This is a genomic window from Sphingobium yanoikuyae (genome assembly GCF_034424525.1).
GTDB lineage: Bacteria > Pseudomonadota > Alphaproteobacteria > Sphingomonadales > Sphingomonadaceae > Sphingobium > Sphingobium yanoikuyae.
Map to the genome: position 1 here is coordinate 3,924,369 of NZ_CP139979.1, position 15,385 is coordinate 3,939,753.

Genomic DNA, 15,385 nt, shown 5'->3' on the forward strand with positions numbered 1-15,385 from the left:
CCCCTGATAATCCCGGACCATGCCAGTGCAAAACGAAACATTGGAGCAGCGCCTGAAAGCGCAGGCCGCGCAGTTGGGCTTTGCCGCCTGCGCGATCGCGCGCGCCGATGCCGCGCCGCGCACGGCCGAGCGGCTGCGCCAATGGCTGGAGGCCGGCCATCATGGCGACATGCTGTGGATGGAGGAGCGGGCCGAGCAGCGCGGATCGCCCACGGGCCTGTGGCCCGAGGCGCGGAGCGTCATCATGCTGGGGATGAGCTATGCCCCCGGCCGTGATCCGCTGGCGCTGGCCGAGGTCGGCGATCGCGGCCGCATTTCCGTCTATGCGCAGGGCCGCGACTATCATGATGTGGTCAAGAAGGCGCTGAAGGCGTTGGCCCGCTGGCTGGTGGATCAGCAGCCGACCGCGCTCAAGGTGTTCGTCGATACGGCGCCCGTGATGGAAAAGCCGCTGGCGCAGGGCGCCGGGCTGGGCTGGCAAGGCAAGCACAGCAATCTGGTGAGCCGCCAACATGGCAGCTGGCTGTTCCTGGGCGCCATCTATACCGAGATCGCGCTGGAGCCCGATGCGCCGGAAGTGGACCATTGCGGCAGTTGCACCGCCTGCCTGTCATCCTGCCCGACCGACGCCTTTCCCGCGCCCTATATCGTCGATGCGCGGCGCTGCATCTCATACCTGACGATCGAGCATAAGGGGCCGATCCCCGAGGAATTCCGGGCACGGATGGGTAATCGCATCTATGGCTGCGACGATTGCCTGGCGGCCTGCCCCTGGAACAAGTTTGCGCAGGGGGCAGCGGCCAACCGGGCCTTTATCGGCCGGGCGGAGCTGGCGGCGCCGGCGCTGGGCGACCTGCTCGACCTCGACGATACGGGCTTTCGCGAGATTTTTTCCGGATCGCCGATCAAGCGGATCGGGCGCGACCGGATGGTGCGCAATGCGGCGATCGCGGCGGGCAATAGCGGCGACCTGGGGCTGGTCGACCGGCTGCGGCCGCTGACCTCCGATCCCGATCCGGTGGTGGCGGAAGCGGCCCAATGGGCGCTAGGCCAGTTGCTCAGCGCTGCTGGAGTGTAGCCGCACAGGAGGCATGGTCGACATCGGTGCCGGCGGGCGTGCGGGCATCGACATGGGTCACCACCGGCTCCTTCCCCTTGCCGGGCGAATAGAGATAGGCGTCGAGCACGCAGCGGCCATTGGCGAATTGCAGCTTGCGCACGGTCGTTTCGCGAATGTCGAGGCGCGGCGTGCCGAACATCTGGGTCAGGCGCTTGGCGTCCATGCCCATCAGCGGTCCGGTCTTGGTGAAGGCGCTGGCCGGCGGACCGGCGGGCGGCGGAGTGTAACTGGTGGCGGGCGGGACGACGCCGCCACAGGCCGCAAGCGGCAGCGACAGGAGCGCGGCGAGCGCGAAACGGGGCGACATCAGACCGGCTTCCTCCTGGACCCTAGCAACATGTGGACCGCCATAGCCGCGCTCCAGATCGGCGCAAGCAGGTTGACCAGGGGAATGAGGAAGAGAAGCGCCGAAACGAGGCCCATGAGCCACCGGTTGCCACGGCTGATCGGCGGCAGGCCGGGGTGGCGCGGCTCGACCATGTCGGCAAGGTCACGGCCGAGCAGATAGGCGTTCACCGCCAGGAACAGCCCGATCGTGCCGATCCCCGTGACCAGCAGCAGCACATAGCCGGGCAGCGCCAGCAGGTTCCAGCCGAGCGTACGGCCGACCGATCGCAGCGCATAATGGAGGCTGCGCGCATAGCCGACCGGCCGGCCCACAGCCTGTGGATAAGTATCGCGCTCCACCGCTTCGATCACATCATCGGCGAACAGGCCCATGACCAGCATGGCGATGGTGCGGAACAGCAGCCAACTGGCCGCGATCATGGCAAGGCCGGTGGCAGCCGCCTCCGCCATGCCGCCCCAGCCATCCCCCTCGCCCCAGCCGAAATGCAGGCGCGTGGCGTGAAAGGCCGCCCATAGGCCGACGCCCAACAAAGCGAAGAGCAGCAGCGTCAGCGCCAGCGTCTTGACCAGCAGCCGGCGGGCGGCGGCGTGGAAGATCAGGGGGAAGGCGCGCAGTGCCGCGGTGATGATCATGGCCCGATATCCTGCGCCCCGGCGCCTCCGTCAATCAGCAGCGTTGCGCCAGCGCCCCCGGACCGGTAGAGACGGCCCAATTTACCGCTATTTTCCCATCATCTTTCACAGGAGCCCGCGTGACTTCTTCCCCCACGCTTGACGTTGTCGCGATCGGCAATGCCATTGTCGACGTTCTGGCCCGCAGCGACGACGCCTTCCTGGCGCAGCATGCGCTGACCAAGGGCGGCATGCAGCTGATCGACGCCGAAATGGCCGAGACCCTCTATGCCGACATGCCCCAGGCCAAGGAAATCAGCGGCGGTTCGGCCGCCAACACGCTGGCCGGCCTTGCCGCGCTGGGCGCCAAGTGCGGCTTCATCGGTCAGGTCAATGACGACCAGCTGGGCGCAGTCTTCGCCCATGACGTGCGCGCGCTGGGCATCAAGTTCGACACGCCGGTGATGCAGGGCGACATCCCGACCGCCCGCTGCCTGATCCTGGTGACGCCCGACGCGCAGCGCACCATGAACACCTTCCTGGGCGCATCCCAGTTCCTGCCCGAAGCGGCGCTGGACCTGGACCTGATCCAGTCGGCCCGCATCCTGTATCTGGAAGGCTATCTGTGGGATCCCGAGCAGCCGCGTGCCGCGATGCGCGCCGCGATCGACGCCGCCCGCAATGCCGGCCGCAAGGTCGCCTTCACCCTGTCCGACAATTTCGTGATCGACCGCCATCGCGCCGACTTCATCGACCTGATCGAACAGGGGCTGATCGACATCCTCTTCTCGAACGAGGGCGAGATCCAGTCGCTGGCGCAGGTCGATGATTTCGACAAGGCGCTGGCCCGCTTCGCCGACAAGGTGCCGGTGCTGGTATCGACCCGCAGCGAAAAGGGCGCGGTCGCCATCGTCGATGGCGTGCGTCACGAGGCGCCGGCTGCGCCCGTCAGCCAGATCATCGACACCACCGGTGCGGGCGACCTGTTCGCCGCCGGCTATCTGGCCGCGCATCTGGAAGAGCGTAGCGTCGAGGATTGCCTGGCGCTGGGCGCTGCGGCGGCCGCCGAAGTCATTTCGCACTGGGGCGCGCGTCCCGAGGAAGATCTGAACCTGATCCGCGCCAAGCTGTTCGCCTGATCGCGACAGACACTGACAAAAAAGCCCGCCTCTCCGGTCGAGAGGCGGGCTTTTTATTGGGTGGATCAGGCCGGGGCCTTCTGCTTGCGGAACAGGGCGCGGTCGTCCGGGCCGAAGCCCCAGCGCCAGATGACGAAGCCATAGGCGCCCAGGATCGCCCAGACGCCGACCGCCAGCTCGACCCATTCGAAGCGCGCCGGCAGGGCGACGAAGGCCGCGCCAACAATGCAGGCGACGCCCGAGGCGCTGAGCAGCGGCCAGCGCCAGGCATTGACGCGGGCGTGGAGTAGGCTGGAGAGCAGGCGCGCCTTGACGAAGGCGCCGGCGCCGAGCGCGATGCACAGGCCCAGAGCGGGCGCGGCCGCCAGTTCCTGCGGCGTGAGGCCGAACCGCTTGCCAAGCAGAATCAAACCGAAGCTGAGCGCCGCCTGCAGCGCGATCATGCTGAGCGAGATCATCAGATTGCGGTGGCGGGCGATATAGACGAGCGCGGATTCGCTGACCACGGCGGTCGCCGCGACCACTTCGGCCAGCAGTAGGAAGGCGAGCGCGCCGGTGCCGCCGACGAAATGCGGACCAACCAGCCCCATGACGGCCTCGCCCGGAATGCCGAGCGCAAGCGCGATGCCGGCCTGCGCGGCAATGATCCAGAAGCCGACCTGACTGACCTGACGCGCGATCGCCGCCAGATTGCCTTCGGCCAGGTTGCGGGTGATGACCGGGCCAAGGATCGGGTCGAAGCTGGTCTTCAATTTCTGCGGCAGCGAGGCGACCTGCTGCGCGACATAATAGATGCCGACGATCGCCGGGCTGACGAAGAGGCCGAGGATCGCCATGTCGAGCCGGCGCGAGCCCCATTCGACGCCGTCCGCCGCGGCGAGCGGCAGGTTGCGACGGGCAAGCCGCCAGAGCCGCCCGGCATCGGGACGCCAGCCATGCGGCCGGCCATAATGGCGCCACATCGGGATGATCGAGGCGACCATCGCCGCGACCATCGACACGACATAGGAGAGGATCAGGCCGTCGCGCAGCGAATAAAAAGCAAAACCGAAGGCGCCGATGCTGATCGCCCAGGGTTCGATGATCGAGCGCGCGCGGACCGTGGCGCCGATGTCGAAGCGATAGGCGCAGGCGGCCAGCGCAACGTCAGAGGTGGCCACGGCGATGACGATCAGCGCCAGCAATCGGTCGAGTCCGTTGATGCCGCTGTTGGGGAACATCGCCTGAGGAAAGGCGATCAACAGGCCGGCTCCCAGCAGCGATGCGATCAGCGTCACCACCATTGCGTCGGTCACGACATGGCTGTGCGGCCGTTCGGTCTGGCTAAGCGCACCGGCAAGGCCCCGCTTCAACCCCAGCGTCGCGATCTGGGCGACGAATTCCACCACCAGCACGGCATAGGCGAAGCGCCCCAGCGCATCGGCGCCATACCAGCGGCCGGCGATGAACAGGAAAGGCAGGCGCGCAGCCAAGCGCAGCAGAAAGCCGAAGACGTTGGTCCGTCCGCCCTTGGCCAGGGCGGCGATGTCATCCTTCTGTTCGGCAGGGGTCGCCTGCGCGGTCACAGGACCCTGGTCCCCCTCGATTGTCATGCTCATGTCTATAGGCGATCTATTGTGTCGCGGCGATGCTTATTCAGGCCGCAGCGGACGCGCCAGCAGCGCGTCGATGACCTGTGCCAGCGGTGCGGCGTCGGCAAGCAGGGCACAGACGGCTTCCACCACCGGCATTTCGACGCCGGCCGCGCGGGCCGCATCGCGCAGCACCGGTGCGGTGTGCGCCCCTTCGGCCACGGTGCGACGGTTGGAGAGGAGGTCGGCTGCGCTCTGCCCCTCGCCCAGCCCCTTGCCGAGCGAGAAGTTGCGCGAATTGGTGGAGGAACAGGTGAGGACAAGGTCGCCCAGGCCCGACAGGCCGCCCAGCGTTTCGGCGCGGGCGCCGCGGGCGAGACCGAAGCGGGTCATTTCGGCAAAACCCCGGCTGATGAGCGAGGCGCGCGCATTGAGGCCGAGGCCGGCCCCTTCCGACACGCCGCAGGCGATGGCGAGCACATTCTTGACCGCGCCGCCGATTTCCGCGCCGACGACATCATCCGACAGATAGGGGCGGAAGGTCGGGCGGGCGATGCGCGCCGCCAGCTTTTCGGCCAGCGCCTGGTCGGCGCAGGCGAAGGTGACGGCAGTCGGCAGCCCCTTGGCGACTTCATGGGCGAAGGTGGGACCAGAGAGGACGGCGATCGGCGAGGTCGGCTGCGCCTGCGCCGCGACTTCCGACATCAACAGGCCGGTGCCCGCCTCTATCCCCTTTGAACAGAGGACCAACGGCACGCCGGCCGGCGCCTGCGCCACGACGCTGCGCAGATGCTGGGCCGGGCTGACCACCAGGATCAGGTCGCGATCGGCCAGGTCCGCCATCGCGCCGGTCGCGCGGATCGAGGGCGAAAGCGGCAGGCCGGGCAGATAGAGCGGATTTTCATGGGCGCCGTTGATCGCATCGACCACGTCGGCTTCCAGCGCCCAGAGGCGCACATCCTGCCCGTCGGCCGCCAGCAACTGCGCCAGCGCGGTGCCCCAGGCGCCTGCTCCGATGACTCCCGCCTTCATGCCTTCACTCCTGCTCCACGCGCCTTTTCCGCCGTCGGATCGAGCGGCCAGCGCGGCCGGGCGGGGATGGTGAGATCATCGGTCATGCCCGCAGCATAGCGCTCCGCGCCGGCCCAGGCGATCATCGCCGCATTATCGGTGCAGAGCCACAGCGGCGGCGCGACGAAGGGCAGGCCATGATCCTGCGCCAGCGTGGTCAATGCGCCACGCACCGACTGATTGGCGGCGACCCCGCCGGCCACGACCAGCGCGGTCACGCCTTCACTGGCGGCCAGCGCGCGGCGGGTCCGATCGAGCAGGCAGTCGATCACCGCCTGCTGGAAACTCGCCGCGATATCCTCGACCGTATATTGGCCGGACTGGGCGGCGCGCATCACCGCGCTCTTGAGGCCGGCGAAGGAGAAATGAGGCTCGTCCGTGCCGACCAGCGGGCGCGGCAGCGGCACGGCGCGCGGATTGCCCTTGGCCGCCGCCTTTTCTACCGCCGGACCGCCGGGGAAGCCGAGGCCGAGCAGCTTGGCGGTCTTGTCGAAGGCTTCGCCTGCGGCATCGTCGATCGTGGTGGCGAGCCGGCGATACTGGCCGACGCCCTCCACCCTGAGCAGCTGGCAATGGCCGCCCGACACGAGCAGCAGCAGATAGGGGAATTGCAGATTCTGGTCGGCGAGGCGCGGCGAGAGCGCATGCCCCTCCAGATGATTGACCGCGACCAGCGGCTTGCCGGCGGCATGGGCGAGCGCCTTGCCGGTGACGAGGCCGACCATCACGCCGCCGATCAGGCCGGGGCCGGCGGTGGCGGCGATGACATCGACATCGGCCAAAGTCATCTTTGCGTCGGTCAGGGCCGCTTCGACCAGCGGGGCCAATGCCTCGACATGGGCGCGGGCCGCGATTTCGGGCACGACGCCGCCATAGGGACGGTGCGCGTCTTCCTGCGTGGCGAGGCGATGGGCCAATATCTGCCCGTCGGCCGTCACCAGCGCCGCCGCGGTTTCGTCGCAGCTTGATTCCAGGCCGAGGATGATGGTCATTGCCGCTTCCATCTAGTGCCCGTGGCCATTAGAGCAAGCCGCTTATGAAAAGACCCGAACGACCGTTGCGCCTTGGCACCAGGGGATCGCCGCTTGCGCTGGCCCAGGCCCATATGACCGCGCAGGCGCTGCGCGACGCCCATGGCTGGGATCAGGACGCCATCACCACCGTCATCGTCCAGACCAGCGGCGACCGGATCCAGGACCGGGCGCTGGCGGAAATCGGCGGAAAAGCGCTATGGACCAAGGAACTGGACCGGGCGCTGGCAGAGGGCGAGATCGACTGCGCCGTCCACAGCATGAAGGATGTCGAGACGATCCGACCCGACGCGATTCGCATTGCCGCGATGCTGCCGCGCGCCGATGTGCGCGACCGGCTGGTCGGCGTGGAAAATTTTGCCGACCTGCCGCCGCAGCCGATAGTCGGCACCAGTTCGCCGCGCCGCGCCGCGCAAGTCAAGCGGTTGCGCCCCGATGCGCAGATCATATTGTTCCGGGGGAACGTCGCCACCCGGCTGGCCAAGCTGGAGGCGGGCGAGGCCCATGCGACGTTACTCGCGGCTGCCGGGCTCGACCGGCTGGGCCAGGCCGATATCGGTGCGACGATCGAGATCGACACCATGTTGCCGGCGCCGTCGCAGGGGGCGGTCGGCATCGAGACGCTGGCCGACAATGACTCCATGCTGGGCTGGCTGGCGGCGATCAACCATCGCGACACGTTCGATTGCGTGATGGCCGAGCGCGCGGTGCTGCGCGGCCTGGGCGGCACATGCCATTCGCCGATCGCCGCGCTGGCGCTGCTGGAAGGCGGTCAGATCCACCTGCGCGCCGAGATCATCAGCCCGGAAGGGGACGAGACGGTGCGGGACGAGGCACGGCTGGCGCGCGGCGATCTCGACGCGGCCGAGGCGATCGGCCGGGGCATGCTGGAGCGGGCGAGCCCGGCGCTGCGCAGCCTGTTCGAGGGGTGAAGCCGCTCATCATCCTGCGGCCCGCGCCCGGCGCCGGCAGGACGGCGGACAAGGCGATGGCCATGGGGCTGGCGGTGCGGCTGTGCCCGCTGTTCGCGGCCGAGGCGCTGGCCTGCACACCGCCGCCCGCCGGGGATTTTGACGCGCTGCTAGTTACGAGCGCGCAGACGGTGCGATTCGGCGGAGCCGCGCTTCGGGCCTATCGCACCTTGCCGACCTATGCCGTGGGCGCGGCGACCGCCGAGGCGCTGCGAGAAGAGGGATTTGCCGATCCGGTCGCGGGGGACGGCGATGCCAGCGCGATCGCCGCGCGGATCGCGGCCGACGGGCACCGAGCACTGCTGCATCTGTCGGGCGAGGCGGTGGCGCCGATGGACGCCGGGCCGCTGCGGGTGACGCGCATCCCGATCTATCGGATGATGCCCCTGTCCTGCGATCCGCTGGACCTGAGCGGCGGCGTGCTGCTGGTCCATTCTGCGGTGGCCGGCGCCCGGCTGGCGGAGATTGTTCCGGAGAATCAGCGCGCAACGTGCGACGTCGTGGCGATAAGTCCGGCCGCGCTTGCCGCCTGCGGTAGCGGATGGGGCAGCGCCCAGGCCGCCGACGCACCCAATGATGCGGCGGTACTGGCCCTCGCCCGTCGATTGTGCGAATGAAACCGCGGTCGCAAACGAGAGAGACTTGATGAACGAGCAGGAGAGTGTGGAAATTCAGCAGGAAACGCCGCCGCCCGCGCGCCGACGCACATCCTGGCTGACGCCCGTGCTGCTGCTGTTCGCGTTTCTGATCGGCATCGGCGTCACCATCTGGGCGATGCCGCAGATCGAACGGCGCTGGGGCAAGGACGAGGCAGCGACGCCCGCCCTGCCCGCGCCGCTGCTGGGCAGCAATACCATCCCGTCGGGCCGTCCGCTGACGGCGGATGCCGCGCAGATGCTCGACGCCCGCGTGATCCAGCTGGAGGAGCGGCTCAACCGCATCACCGTCGAGGCGCAGGCCGCGTCGGGCAATGCCGCGCGCGCCGAAGGGCTGCTGGTCGCCTTTGCCGCGCGCCGCGCACTCGATACCGGCGCCCCGCTCGGCTATGTCGAGGGGCAGTTGCGGCTGCGTTTCGGCCAGGCCCAGCCCCGCGCCGTCGCCACCATCATCAACGCCGCGCGCGAGCCGGTGACGCTGGCCGACCTGCGCGCGGGCCTTGTCGATGTCGCCGATCGCGTCACCTCGCCGCCGGCCGATGCCAGCTGGTGGGACAGTTTCGAGCATGAGGCGCGCGAGCTGATCATCATCCGCAAATCCTCCACCCCTTCGCCCCGGCCACAAATGGCGATGCAGCGGGCGCTGCGCTATATCGACGCCAGCCGCGTCGGTGCGGCGCTGGCCGAGGTGGAGCGCATGCCCGATCGCGCGGCGGCCGATCGCTGGATGCAATATGCCCGCCGCTATCTGGAAGCGCGCCGGGCGCTCGACCTGATCGAGACGGCGGCGATATTGGAGCCGCGCCAGCTGCGCACGACCGAGGGCGCCAGTGTCGCCCAGACATCCCCCCTCGCCCCCTGATCCGCTTTTCCTGAGACGTACCGTTCATCGCTTGCGATGAAACCCATGGACGCACCCTGCGTTTGTCACGAGAATGTCACCTTTTCCGCCCGGTTCAGGACAATATCTCTCGTGCCACCCTATGCCGATGCCATTGCCAGCTTCTGGAAGGGCCGCCTTGCCAGCGGTCCGCGCGCGTCCGCGCGCCCGTCGCTGTCGCATCTGCTGGGCAATGCGTCGGTGCCGTTCGACATCAGCCGCACCAGGGCGCAGGCCGAGACACTGAGCCGCGCGATTCGCGGTGACGGGCGGCATATATTGCTGGTGCCCGGCCTGATGGCGTCGGAACATCGGATGGAGCCGCTGCGCGCCATCCTGAACGCGGCGGGCTATCAGGCGCATGGTTGGGACATGGGCCGCAATTTCGGCCCACGCGCCGATACGCTGGAGAAGATCGACGCCCGCGTCGACGCGATCCGCCGGACAAGCGGCAAGCCGGTGACGCTGGTCGGCTGGAGCCTGGGCGGCCTCTATGCGCGCGAATATGCCAAGTTCGCGCAGTCCAAGGTCGGCGGCGTGGTGACCATGGGCACGCCCTTTTCCGGCGACCCACGCGCCAACCATGCCTGGCGCCTCTATCAACTGGTGTCGGGCTTCCCGGTCGATACGCCCCCTTTCCCCTGCACCCGCGAGGAAAAGCCGCCGGTGCCGACCGTCGCGCTCTGGTCGCCGCGCGACGGCGTGATCCTGCCCGAATGCGCCCGAGGCCGTGCCGGCGAGCGCGACCGCGCGATCGAGGTCGATTGCACCCATATGGGCTTCGCCGCCGCGCCGGAGGGGATCCTGGCCGTCGGCAAGGCGCTGGAGATGATGGCCGCCTGAGCGGTCAATAACGGACTGGTTCGCCCTCCACCGTCAGCAGGCTGGGATCGGTCAGCCGCACATGGGTTTGGTAATAATATTTTTCGGTCGGCCGGCCATCCGCCAGAAAATGAATTTTCACCCGCTTCGCTTCGCCACGGACCGCGATGGTCTTGCCCGTCAGATATTGATCGAGTTCCGCGCCGAAACGCTGTGCCAGTGCGTCGGCCATGGCGCCGGGAATGGCGATCGTCAGGTTGCGGGGATCGCGATAATCCTGTTGAGAATTAAGATAGACCCAGCCGCCCTGGCGCCCGGTGGCGCGGACGGGCAGCTCGAACACCCCCTTCACCCCATCGGGGGCGACAGCCGCGGCATTCATCACCGCCTGTTCGGGAAAGATATTATAGGAAGCAGACGGCGCTGCGGCTCCCATGAGCAGCAGGCCGGACGACAGGACGAGAGCATAACGCATCAGGCTGGCCTCCAGGATGGTCCGGTGCAGCCAGCCTAACCCGATCAACCGGCCACTGCCAGCCTCTTCAACGCCTCTTCCCGGCCGATCAGCGGCAGGAGCTGGCCCATGTCGGGGCCGTGGTCCAGGCCGGTGAGGGCGCGGCGCAGGGGGTGGAACAGGGTCTTGCCCTTGCGGCCGGTTTCTTCCTTGAGCGCGCCGGTCAGCGTGCGCCAGATGTCGGCGTCGAAGGCGGCATCGGACAGGATGCGATGGGCGGCGGCGAGGAAATCGCGGTCCTCTTCCGCCGCTTCAGATGCCGCGATCGGGCCGGTGACGATCTGCCACCAGTCGGCGGCGCCCGCCACCGTTTCCAGATTGGGGCGGATCGCGGCCCAGGCGACGGCGTCCATGCCGGCGGGCAGGCGGTCGGCGACCGCCTCATAGGGCAGTTGATGGACGATCTTCTGGTTGAGGCTGGCCAGTTCGGCTTCGTCGAAGCGGGCGGGAGCGCGGCCGAAATGGGCGAAGTCGAACGTCTCGATCAGCGGCGCACGGTCGGCGAAGGGCTCGATCGGCTGCGAGCTGCCGAGGCGGGCGAGCAGCGACGCGATCGCAGCGGGCTCCAGCCCGATCTCGCGGAAATGGGCGACGCCGAGCGAGCCGAGGCGCTTGGACAGCTTGCCCTCGCTGCCGGTCAGCAGCGCTTCGTGCGCGAACTGGGGCAGCGGCGCGCCGAGCGCGCTGAACATCTGGATTTGGGTCGCGGTGTTGGAGACATGATCCTCGCCGCGCAGCACATGGGTAACGCCCATGTCGACGTCGTCGATCACCGAGGGGAGCATGTAGAGCCATGAGCCGTCGGCGCGGCGGATCACCGGGTCGGACAGCAATTTGGGGTCGAAGCGCTGTTCGCCACGAATGAGGTCGGTCCAGACGATCGGCTGCTCATGGTCGAGCTTGAAGCGCCAGTGTGGCGTGCGCCCTTCGGCTTCATAAGCGGCGATCTGGTCCGGGGTCAGCGCCAGGGCGGCGCGATCATAGACCGGCGGCAGGCCGCGGCCGAGCAGCACCTTGCGGCGCAGTTCCAGTTCCTGGCTGGTTTCATAGGCCGGATAGACATGGCCCGAAGCCTTGAGCGCCGCGAACCGCGCTTCATAGAGGGCGAAGCGCTCGGACTGTTTTTCCTCGCCGTCCCAGTCGAGGCCGAGCCACTTCAGGTCGGCTTTGATCGATTCCGCATATTCGGGGCGTGAACGCTCCAGATCGGTGTCGTCGAGACGCAGCAGGAAACGGCCGCCGGACTTGCGCGCCCACAGCCAGTTATGGAGCGCGGCGCGGATATTGCCGACATGGAGATGGCCGGTCGGCGACGGGGCGAAGCGGGTGATGACAGTCATAAATCCAACCCGTTCGTGCTGAGTGGGGCTGAGCCTGCCGAAGCCCCGTATCGAAGCATCCTTCGATACGCCATTTCGACTTCGCTCAATGGCTACTCAGGACGAACGGCCTTTTCCATTAATTACACGCTGCGGAAGGCGTTGGTGATCGGGTAGCGGCGGTCGCGGCCGAAATTGCGGATGCCCAGCTTCACGCCGGGGGGTGCCTGGCGGCGCTTATATTCGGCGATGTAGAGCAGATGCTCGATCCGGGTGACCACCGCCTTGTCGAAACCGCGCTCGACCAGCTGGGCCACCGACAATTCCTCTTCGACCAGGCCATAGAGGATCGGGTCCAGCACCTCATAGGGCGGCAGGCTGTCCTCATCCTTCTGATTGTCGCGCAGTTCGGCGCTGGGCGGCTTGGTGATGACGCGTTCGGGCATCACCGGGCCAGCCGGGCCAAAGCCTTCGCCAAGCGAGGGCATATTGTCGTTGCGCCAGCGACAGAGGTCGAACACCGTCGTCTTGTACGCATCCTTCAGCACCGAATAGCCGCCCGCCATGTCGCCATAGATGGTGGCATAGCCGACCGACATCTCGCTCTTGTTGCCGGTGGTCAGCAGCATATGGCCATATTTGTTGGAGAGCGCCATCAGGGTGAGGCCGCGAATGCGCGACTGGATATTCTCTTCGGTGAGGTCGCGCGCCTTGCCCTCGAACACCGGGGCCAGCATCGTGTCGAAGGCGGAAACGGCCGGTTCGATCGGGATGGTGTCATAGCGAACGCCGAGCAGACGGGCGCATTCGACTGCGTCATCCAGGCTTTCCTGGCTGGTGAAGCGAGAGGGCATCATCACGCACCAGACCCGGTCGGCGCCCAGCGCATCGACCGCGACGGCGGCGGACAAGGCGGAATCGATGCCGCCCGACAGGCCGAGGACGACGCCGGGGAAGCGGTTGCGGTTCACATAGTCGCGCAGGCCCAGCACCATCGCATTATAGATGTCGGCCGGGCGCGGATCGAGTTCATGACGCTCGCCGGGCAGGCAGACCCACTGGCCGTCCCATTTTTCCCACTGCGTCAGCACCAGCTTTTCCTCCCAGTCGGGCAGTTGCTGGGCGATGGAGAGGTCGCCGTTCATGACGAAGGAGGCGCCGTCGAACACCAGTTCGTCCTGGCCGCCGACGCGGTTCAAATAGACGAGCGGCAGGCCGGTTTCGCGCACGCGGGTGCCGGCGACGACGTTCAGGCGGCGATCATCCTTGTCGACCTCGAACGGGCTGCCATTGGGGCTGATCAGGATTTCCGCGCCCTCGGCCCGCAGATGGGCGGTGACGAAGGGGAACCAGATATCCTCGCAGATCGGCACGCCGATCTGCACGCCGCGAAACTCGATCGGCGCGGGCAGCGGGCCGGGGGCGAACAGGCGCTTTTCATCGAACGTGCCGTAATTGGGCAGTTCGCGCTTCTGGCGGATCGCGGTGACGGCGCCATTTTCGATCAGGGCGACGACATTGAACAGCACGCCCTGCGAGGCGACGACGGTGCCGACCAGCATCGCCGGACCGCCATCGGCGCTTTCCTGCGCCAGCCGGTCGAGATGATAATTGGCCTGGTCGAGCAGCGCGGGCTTGAGCACCAGATCCTCGGGCGGATAGCCGATCAGTTGCAGTTCGGGAAAGACGATCAGGTCCGCGCCCTTGGCGCGCGCGCGCCATTCCAGCATGGCGTCGGCATTGGCCCTGGGGTCGCCCATGGTCTGGGTCATCTGGGCGAGCGCGATCACGAGTTTGTCGGTCATGCACCGCGCACTAGAGCATTTTGCCTATTTGCGAAAATGCTCTGTTTTCCGATGCCGCATTTTCGAACCGAATACCCGCTTCGCGCATGTTCTGAAAATGCGGGGGCCATTTTGTCGCAGGGCGCAAAAGCGCCTTTCCACATGGGACATGCGCCGCTAAAGGGGCCGCGTTTCGCGCATCGTCATCAATTCGTCACGCCAATTAGCCTGGGGATTTTCGCCATGAAACTCATGACCGGCAATTCGAACAAGCCGCTTGCGGCCGCCATCGCCGACTATATCGAAATCCCCCTGACCGAGGCCAGCGTCCGCCGCTTCGCCGACGAAGAAGTTTTCGTGGAAATTCATGAGAATGTCCGCGGCGAAGACGTGTTCGTGATCCAGTCGACGGCCTATCCGACCAACGACAATCTGATGGAATTGCTGATCATGATCGATGCGCTCAAGCGCGCGTCGGCCAAGCGAATCACTGCCGTCGTCCCCTATTTCGGCTATGCCCGCCAGGACCGTAAGCCCGGCCCGCGCACGCCGATCAGCGCCAAGCTGGTCGCCAACCTGATCACCACCGCCGGCGCCGATCGCGTCCTGTCGGTCGATCTCCATGCCGGGCAGATCCAGGGCTTCTTCGACATCCCGACCGACAATCTGTTCGGTGCGCCGGTGATGTCGGCCGATATCCAGGCCCGTTTCGGCGACAAGAATATCATGGTCGTATCGCCCGACGTCGGCGGCGTGGTGCGCGCCCGTGCGCTCGCCAAGCGGCTCGACAACGCTCCGCTGGCGATCGTCGACAAGCGCCGCGAGCGCGCCGGCGAGTCGGAAGTGATGAACATCATCGGCGACGTGAAGGGCCGTTTCTGCATCCTGATCGACGATATCGTCGATTCGGCCGGCACGCTGTGCAACGCCGCCGCCGCGCTGAAGGCGCAGGGCGCCGAGGAAGTCGTCGCCTATGTCAGCCATGGCGTGCTGTCGGGCGGTGCGGTCGCCCGCGTCGAGGCGTCGGAACTGCTGGAGCTGGTCATCACCGACTCGATCCAGGGCACCGATGCGGTGAACAATGCCAAGCGCATCCGCCACCTGCCGATCGCCCCGCTGCTGGGCGAAGCGATCAAGCGCATCGCGGACGAAAGCTCCGTTTCCAGCCTGTTCGACTGATCGCGCGCGGGCTGACCGGTCGTCAGCCCGTTTGATGATGTCATGATATCGCCGGTCGAGCGTCGCTCGGCCGGCGTTGTCGTATCTGACGTCAGTGCGTCGGGAACAGGATGATCGGCAGGGCGAAGACCAGCGCCAGGCCGGAGACGATGCGCTGGCCGCGCGAGACGCCCAGCGGCAGTTCGCGCCACACCATCGAGCAGGCGAGCAGGGCGAAGACGACGAGGATGTTGGAGATCGCCACCGACCCACCGATCGGCATGTCCTGCCGCAGCGCGAGGCCCGCGAACAGGCAGATGAAGCTCAAGATCCAGCCAACCAGCGCCATGACGGCCCCCTTTCTTCCGGGAGGCTAGAACGGCACGGTT

General features: G+C 67.2%; 16 protein-coding genes. 7 read left to right on the forward strand and 9 right to left on the reverse strand.

Annotated elements, in window-relative coordinates:
* The first annotated feature begins 19 nt into the window (after nucleotides 1-19).
* A complete protein-coding gene (gene queG / locus U0025_RS18135; protein WP_004208884.1) occupies nucleotides 20-1,078 on the forward strand; it encodes a tRNA epoxyqueuosine(34) reductase QueG in 1,059 nt (352 codons plus the stop codon).
* On the opposite strand, the gene U0025_RS18140 is transcribed toward queG, so the two are convergent.
* On the reverse strand, nucleotides 1,059-1,427 hold the full coding sequence (locus U0025_RS18140) for a hypothetical protein (protein ID WP_004208885.1): 369 nt from the start codon (nucleotides 1,425-1,427) through the stop codon (nucleotides 1,059-1,061). The two genes, queG and U0025_RS18140, sit on opposite strands and share 20 nt — an antisense overlap.
* Nucleotides 1,427-2,101, reverse strand: coding sequence for an EI24 domain-containing protein (locus U0025_RS18145; RefSeq protein WP_004208886.1), 675 nt, complete (start codon nucleotides 2,099-2,101; stop codon nucleotides 1,427-1,429). The genes U0025_RS18140 and U0025_RS18145 overlap by 1 nt, the downstream gene beginning before the upstream one ends.
* A 119-nt stretch (nucleotides 2,102-2,220) precedes the next feature.
* Between U0025_RS18145 and U0025_RS18150 the strand changes: the two genes are divergently transcribed.
* On the forward strand, nucleotides 2,221-3,219 hold the full coding sequence (locus U0025_RS18150; protein WP_004208887.1) for an adenosine kinase: 999 nt from the start codon (nucleotides 2,221-2,223) through the stop codon (nucleotides 3,217-3,219).
* Nucleotides 3,220-3,284: 65 nt separating this feature from the next.
* Here U0025_RS18150 and U0025_RS18155 read toward each other — a convergent pair whose 3' ends face one another.
* From U0025_RS18155 to tsaD, 3 genes are read right to left on the reverse strand one after another with little or no spacing between them, the layout of a single operon-like run.
* Nucleotides 3,285-4,817 carry a lipopolysaccharide biosynthesis protein gene (locus U0025_RS18155; RefSeq protein ID WP_004208888.1) on the reverse strand — a complete coding sequence of 511 codons (1,533 nt, stop codon included), beginning with the start codon at nucleotides 4,815-4,817 and terminating at the stop codon, nucleotides 3,285-3,287.
* 33 nt (nucleotides 4,818-4,850) lie between these two features.
* Complete coding sequence (locus U0025_RS18160; protein ID WP_004208889.1) at nucleotides 4,851-5,822, reverse strand: NAD(P)H-dependent glycerol-3-phosphate dehydrogenase; 972 nt, start codon at nucleotides 5,820-5,822, stop codon at nucleotides 4,851-4,853.
* Nucleotides 5,819-6,853 (reverse strand): tRNA (adenosine(37)-N6)-threonylcarbamoyltransferase complex transferase subunit TsaD, encoded by a 1,035-nt coding sequence (gene tsaD / locus U0025_RS18165; RefSeq protein WP_004208890.1) that lies wholly within the window; start codon nucleotides 6,851-6,853, stop codon nucleotides 5,819-5,821. The genes U0025_RS18160 and tsaD overlap by 4 nt, the downstream gene beginning before the upstream one ends.
* A gap of 44 nt (nucleotides 6,854-6,897) precedes the next feature.
* On the opposite strand from tsaD, the gene hemC reads away from it, so the two are divergent.
* From hemC to U0025_RS18185, 4 genes are all read left to right on the forward strand, one after another.
* Entirely contained in the window at nucleotides 6,898-7,824 is a 927-nt protein-coding gene (gene hemC, locus U0025_RS18170) for a hydroxymethylbilane synthase (RefSeq protein WP_004208891.1), read from the forward strand.
* Nucleotides 7,821-8,480, forward strand: coding sequence for a uroporphyrinogen-III synthase (locus U0025_RS18175; protein ID WP_004208892.1), 660 nt, complete (start codon nucleotides 7,821-7,823; stop codon nucleotides 8,478-8,480). Before hemC ends, U0025_RS18175 begins: the two co-directional genes overlap by 4 nt.
* Before the next feature lie 28 nt (nucleotides 8,481-8,508).
* The gene (locus U0025_RS18180; protein ID WP_004208893.1) at nucleotides 8,509-9,381 is read left to right on the forward strand and encodes a hypothetical protein; all 873 of its coding nucleotides are present in this window, start codon (nucleotides 8,509-8,511) and stop codon (nucleotides 9,379-9,381) included.
* A gap of 111 nt (nucleotides 9,382-9,492) precedes the next feature.
* Nucleotides 9,493-10,242 (forward strand): esterase/lipase family protein, encoded by a 750-nt coding sequence (locus U0025_RS18185; protein ID WP_004208895.1) that lies wholly within the window; start codon nucleotides 9,493-9,495, stop codon nucleotides 10,240-10,242.
* 4 nt (nucleotides 10,243-10,246) lie between these two features.
* Here the strand turns inward: U0025_RS18185 and U0025_RS18190 are convergent, their stop codons facing one another.
* The 3 genes from U0025_RS18190 to U0025_RS18200 form a co-directional block, all read right to left on the reverse strand.
* A complete protein-coding gene (locus tag U0025_RS18190; RefSeq protein WP_004208896.1) occupies nucleotides 10,247-10,696 on the reverse strand; it encodes a hypothetical protein in 450 nt (149 codons plus the stop codon).
* A 44-nt stretch (nucleotides 10,697-10,740) separates the two neighbouring features.
* On the reverse strand, nucleotides 10,741-12,075 hold the full coding sequence (gene gltX, locus U0025_RS18195) for a glutamate--tRNA ligase (protein WP_004208897.1): 1,335 nt from the start codon (nucleotides 12,073-12,075) through the stop codon (nucleotides 10,741-10,743).
* 122 nt (nucleotides 12,076-12,197) lie between these two features.
* Nucleotides 12,198-13,859, reverse strand: coding sequence for an NAD+ synthase (locus U0025_RS18200; RefSeq protein ID WP_004208898.1), 1,662 nt, complete (start codon nucleotides 13,857-13,859; stop codon nucleotides 12,198-12,200).
* Between the two features lie 222 nt (nucleotides 13,860-14,081).
* On the opposite strand from U0025_RS18200, the gene U0025_RS18205 reads away from it, so the two are divergent.
* Nucleotides 14,082-15,017 carry a ribose-phosphate pyrophosphokinase gene (locus tag U0025_RS18205; protein ID WP_004208899.1) on the forward strand — a complete coding sequence of 312 codons (936 nt, stop codon included), beginning with the start codon at nucleotides 14,082-14,084 and terminating at the stop codon, nucleotides 15,015-15,017.
* A gap of 91 nt (nucleotides 15,018-15,108) precedes the next feature.
* Here U0025_RS18205 and U0025_RS18210 read toward each other — a convergent pair whose 3' ends face one another.
* Complete coding sequence (locus U0025_RS18210; protein WP_004208900.1) at nucleotides 15,109-15,345, reverse strand: hypothetical protein; 237 nt, start codon at nucleotides 15,343-15,345, stop codon at nucleotides 15,109-15,111.
* Between the last annotated feature and the right edge of the window lie 40 nt (nucleotides 15,346-15,385).

Excerpts from the sequence above, each read along its gene's own strand:
- gltX (WP_004208897.1), bottom strand. The coding sequence starts at position 12,075 with ATGACTGTCATCACCCGCTTCGCCCCGTCGCCGACCGGCCATCTCCAT.
- U0025_RS18155 (WP_004208888.1), bottom strand. The coding sequence starts at position 4,817 with ATGAGCATGACAATCGAGGGGGACCAGGGTCCTGTGACCGCGCAGGCG.
- U0025_RS18190 (WP_004208896.1), bottom strand. The coding sequence starts at position 10,696 with ATGCGTTATGCTCTCGTCCTGTCGTCCGGCCTGCTGCTCATGGGAGCC.
- U0025_RS18160 (WP_004208889.1), bottom strand. The coding sequence starts at position 5,822 with ATGAAGGCGGGAGTCATCGGAGCAGGCGCCTGGGGCACCGCGCTGGCG.
- U0025_RS18210 (WP_004208900.1), bottom strand. The coding sequence starts at position 15,345 with ATGGCGCTGGTTGGCTGGATCTTGAGCTTCATCTGCCTGTTCGCGGGC.
- U0025_RS18205 (WP_004208899.1), top strand. The coding sequence starts at position 14,082 with ATGAAACTCATGACCGGCAATTCGAACAAGCCGCTTGCGGCCGCCATC.
- U0025_RS18200 (WP_004208898.1), bottom strand. The coding sequence starts at position 13,859 with ATGACCGACAAACTCGTGATCGCGCTCGCCCAGATGACCCAGACCATG.
- tsaD (WP_004208890.1), bottom strand. The coding sequence starts at position 6,853 with ATGACCATCATCCTCGGCCTGGAATCAAGCTGCGACGAAACCGCGGCG.
- U0025_RS18140 (WP_004208885.1), bottom strand. The coding sequence starts at position 1,427 with ATGTCGCCCCGTTTCGCGCTCGCCGCGCTCCTGTCGCTGCCGCTTGCG.
- hemC (WP_004208891.1), top strand. The coding sequence starts at position 6,898 with ATGAAAAGACCCGAACGACCGTTGCGCCTTGGCACCAGGGGATCGCCG.
- queG (WP_004208884.1), top strand. The coding sequence starts at position 20 with ATGCCAGTGCAAAACGAAACATTGGAGCAGCGCCTGAAAGCGCAGGCC.
- U0025_RS18180 (WP_004208893.1), top strand. The coding sequence starts at position 8,509 with ATGAACGAGCAGGAGAGTGTGGAAATTCAGCAGGAAACGCCGCCGCCC.
- U0025_RS18145 (WP_004208886.1), bottom strand. The coding sequence starts at position 2,101 with ATGATCATCACCGCGGCACTGCGCGCCTTCCCCCTGATCTTCCACGCC.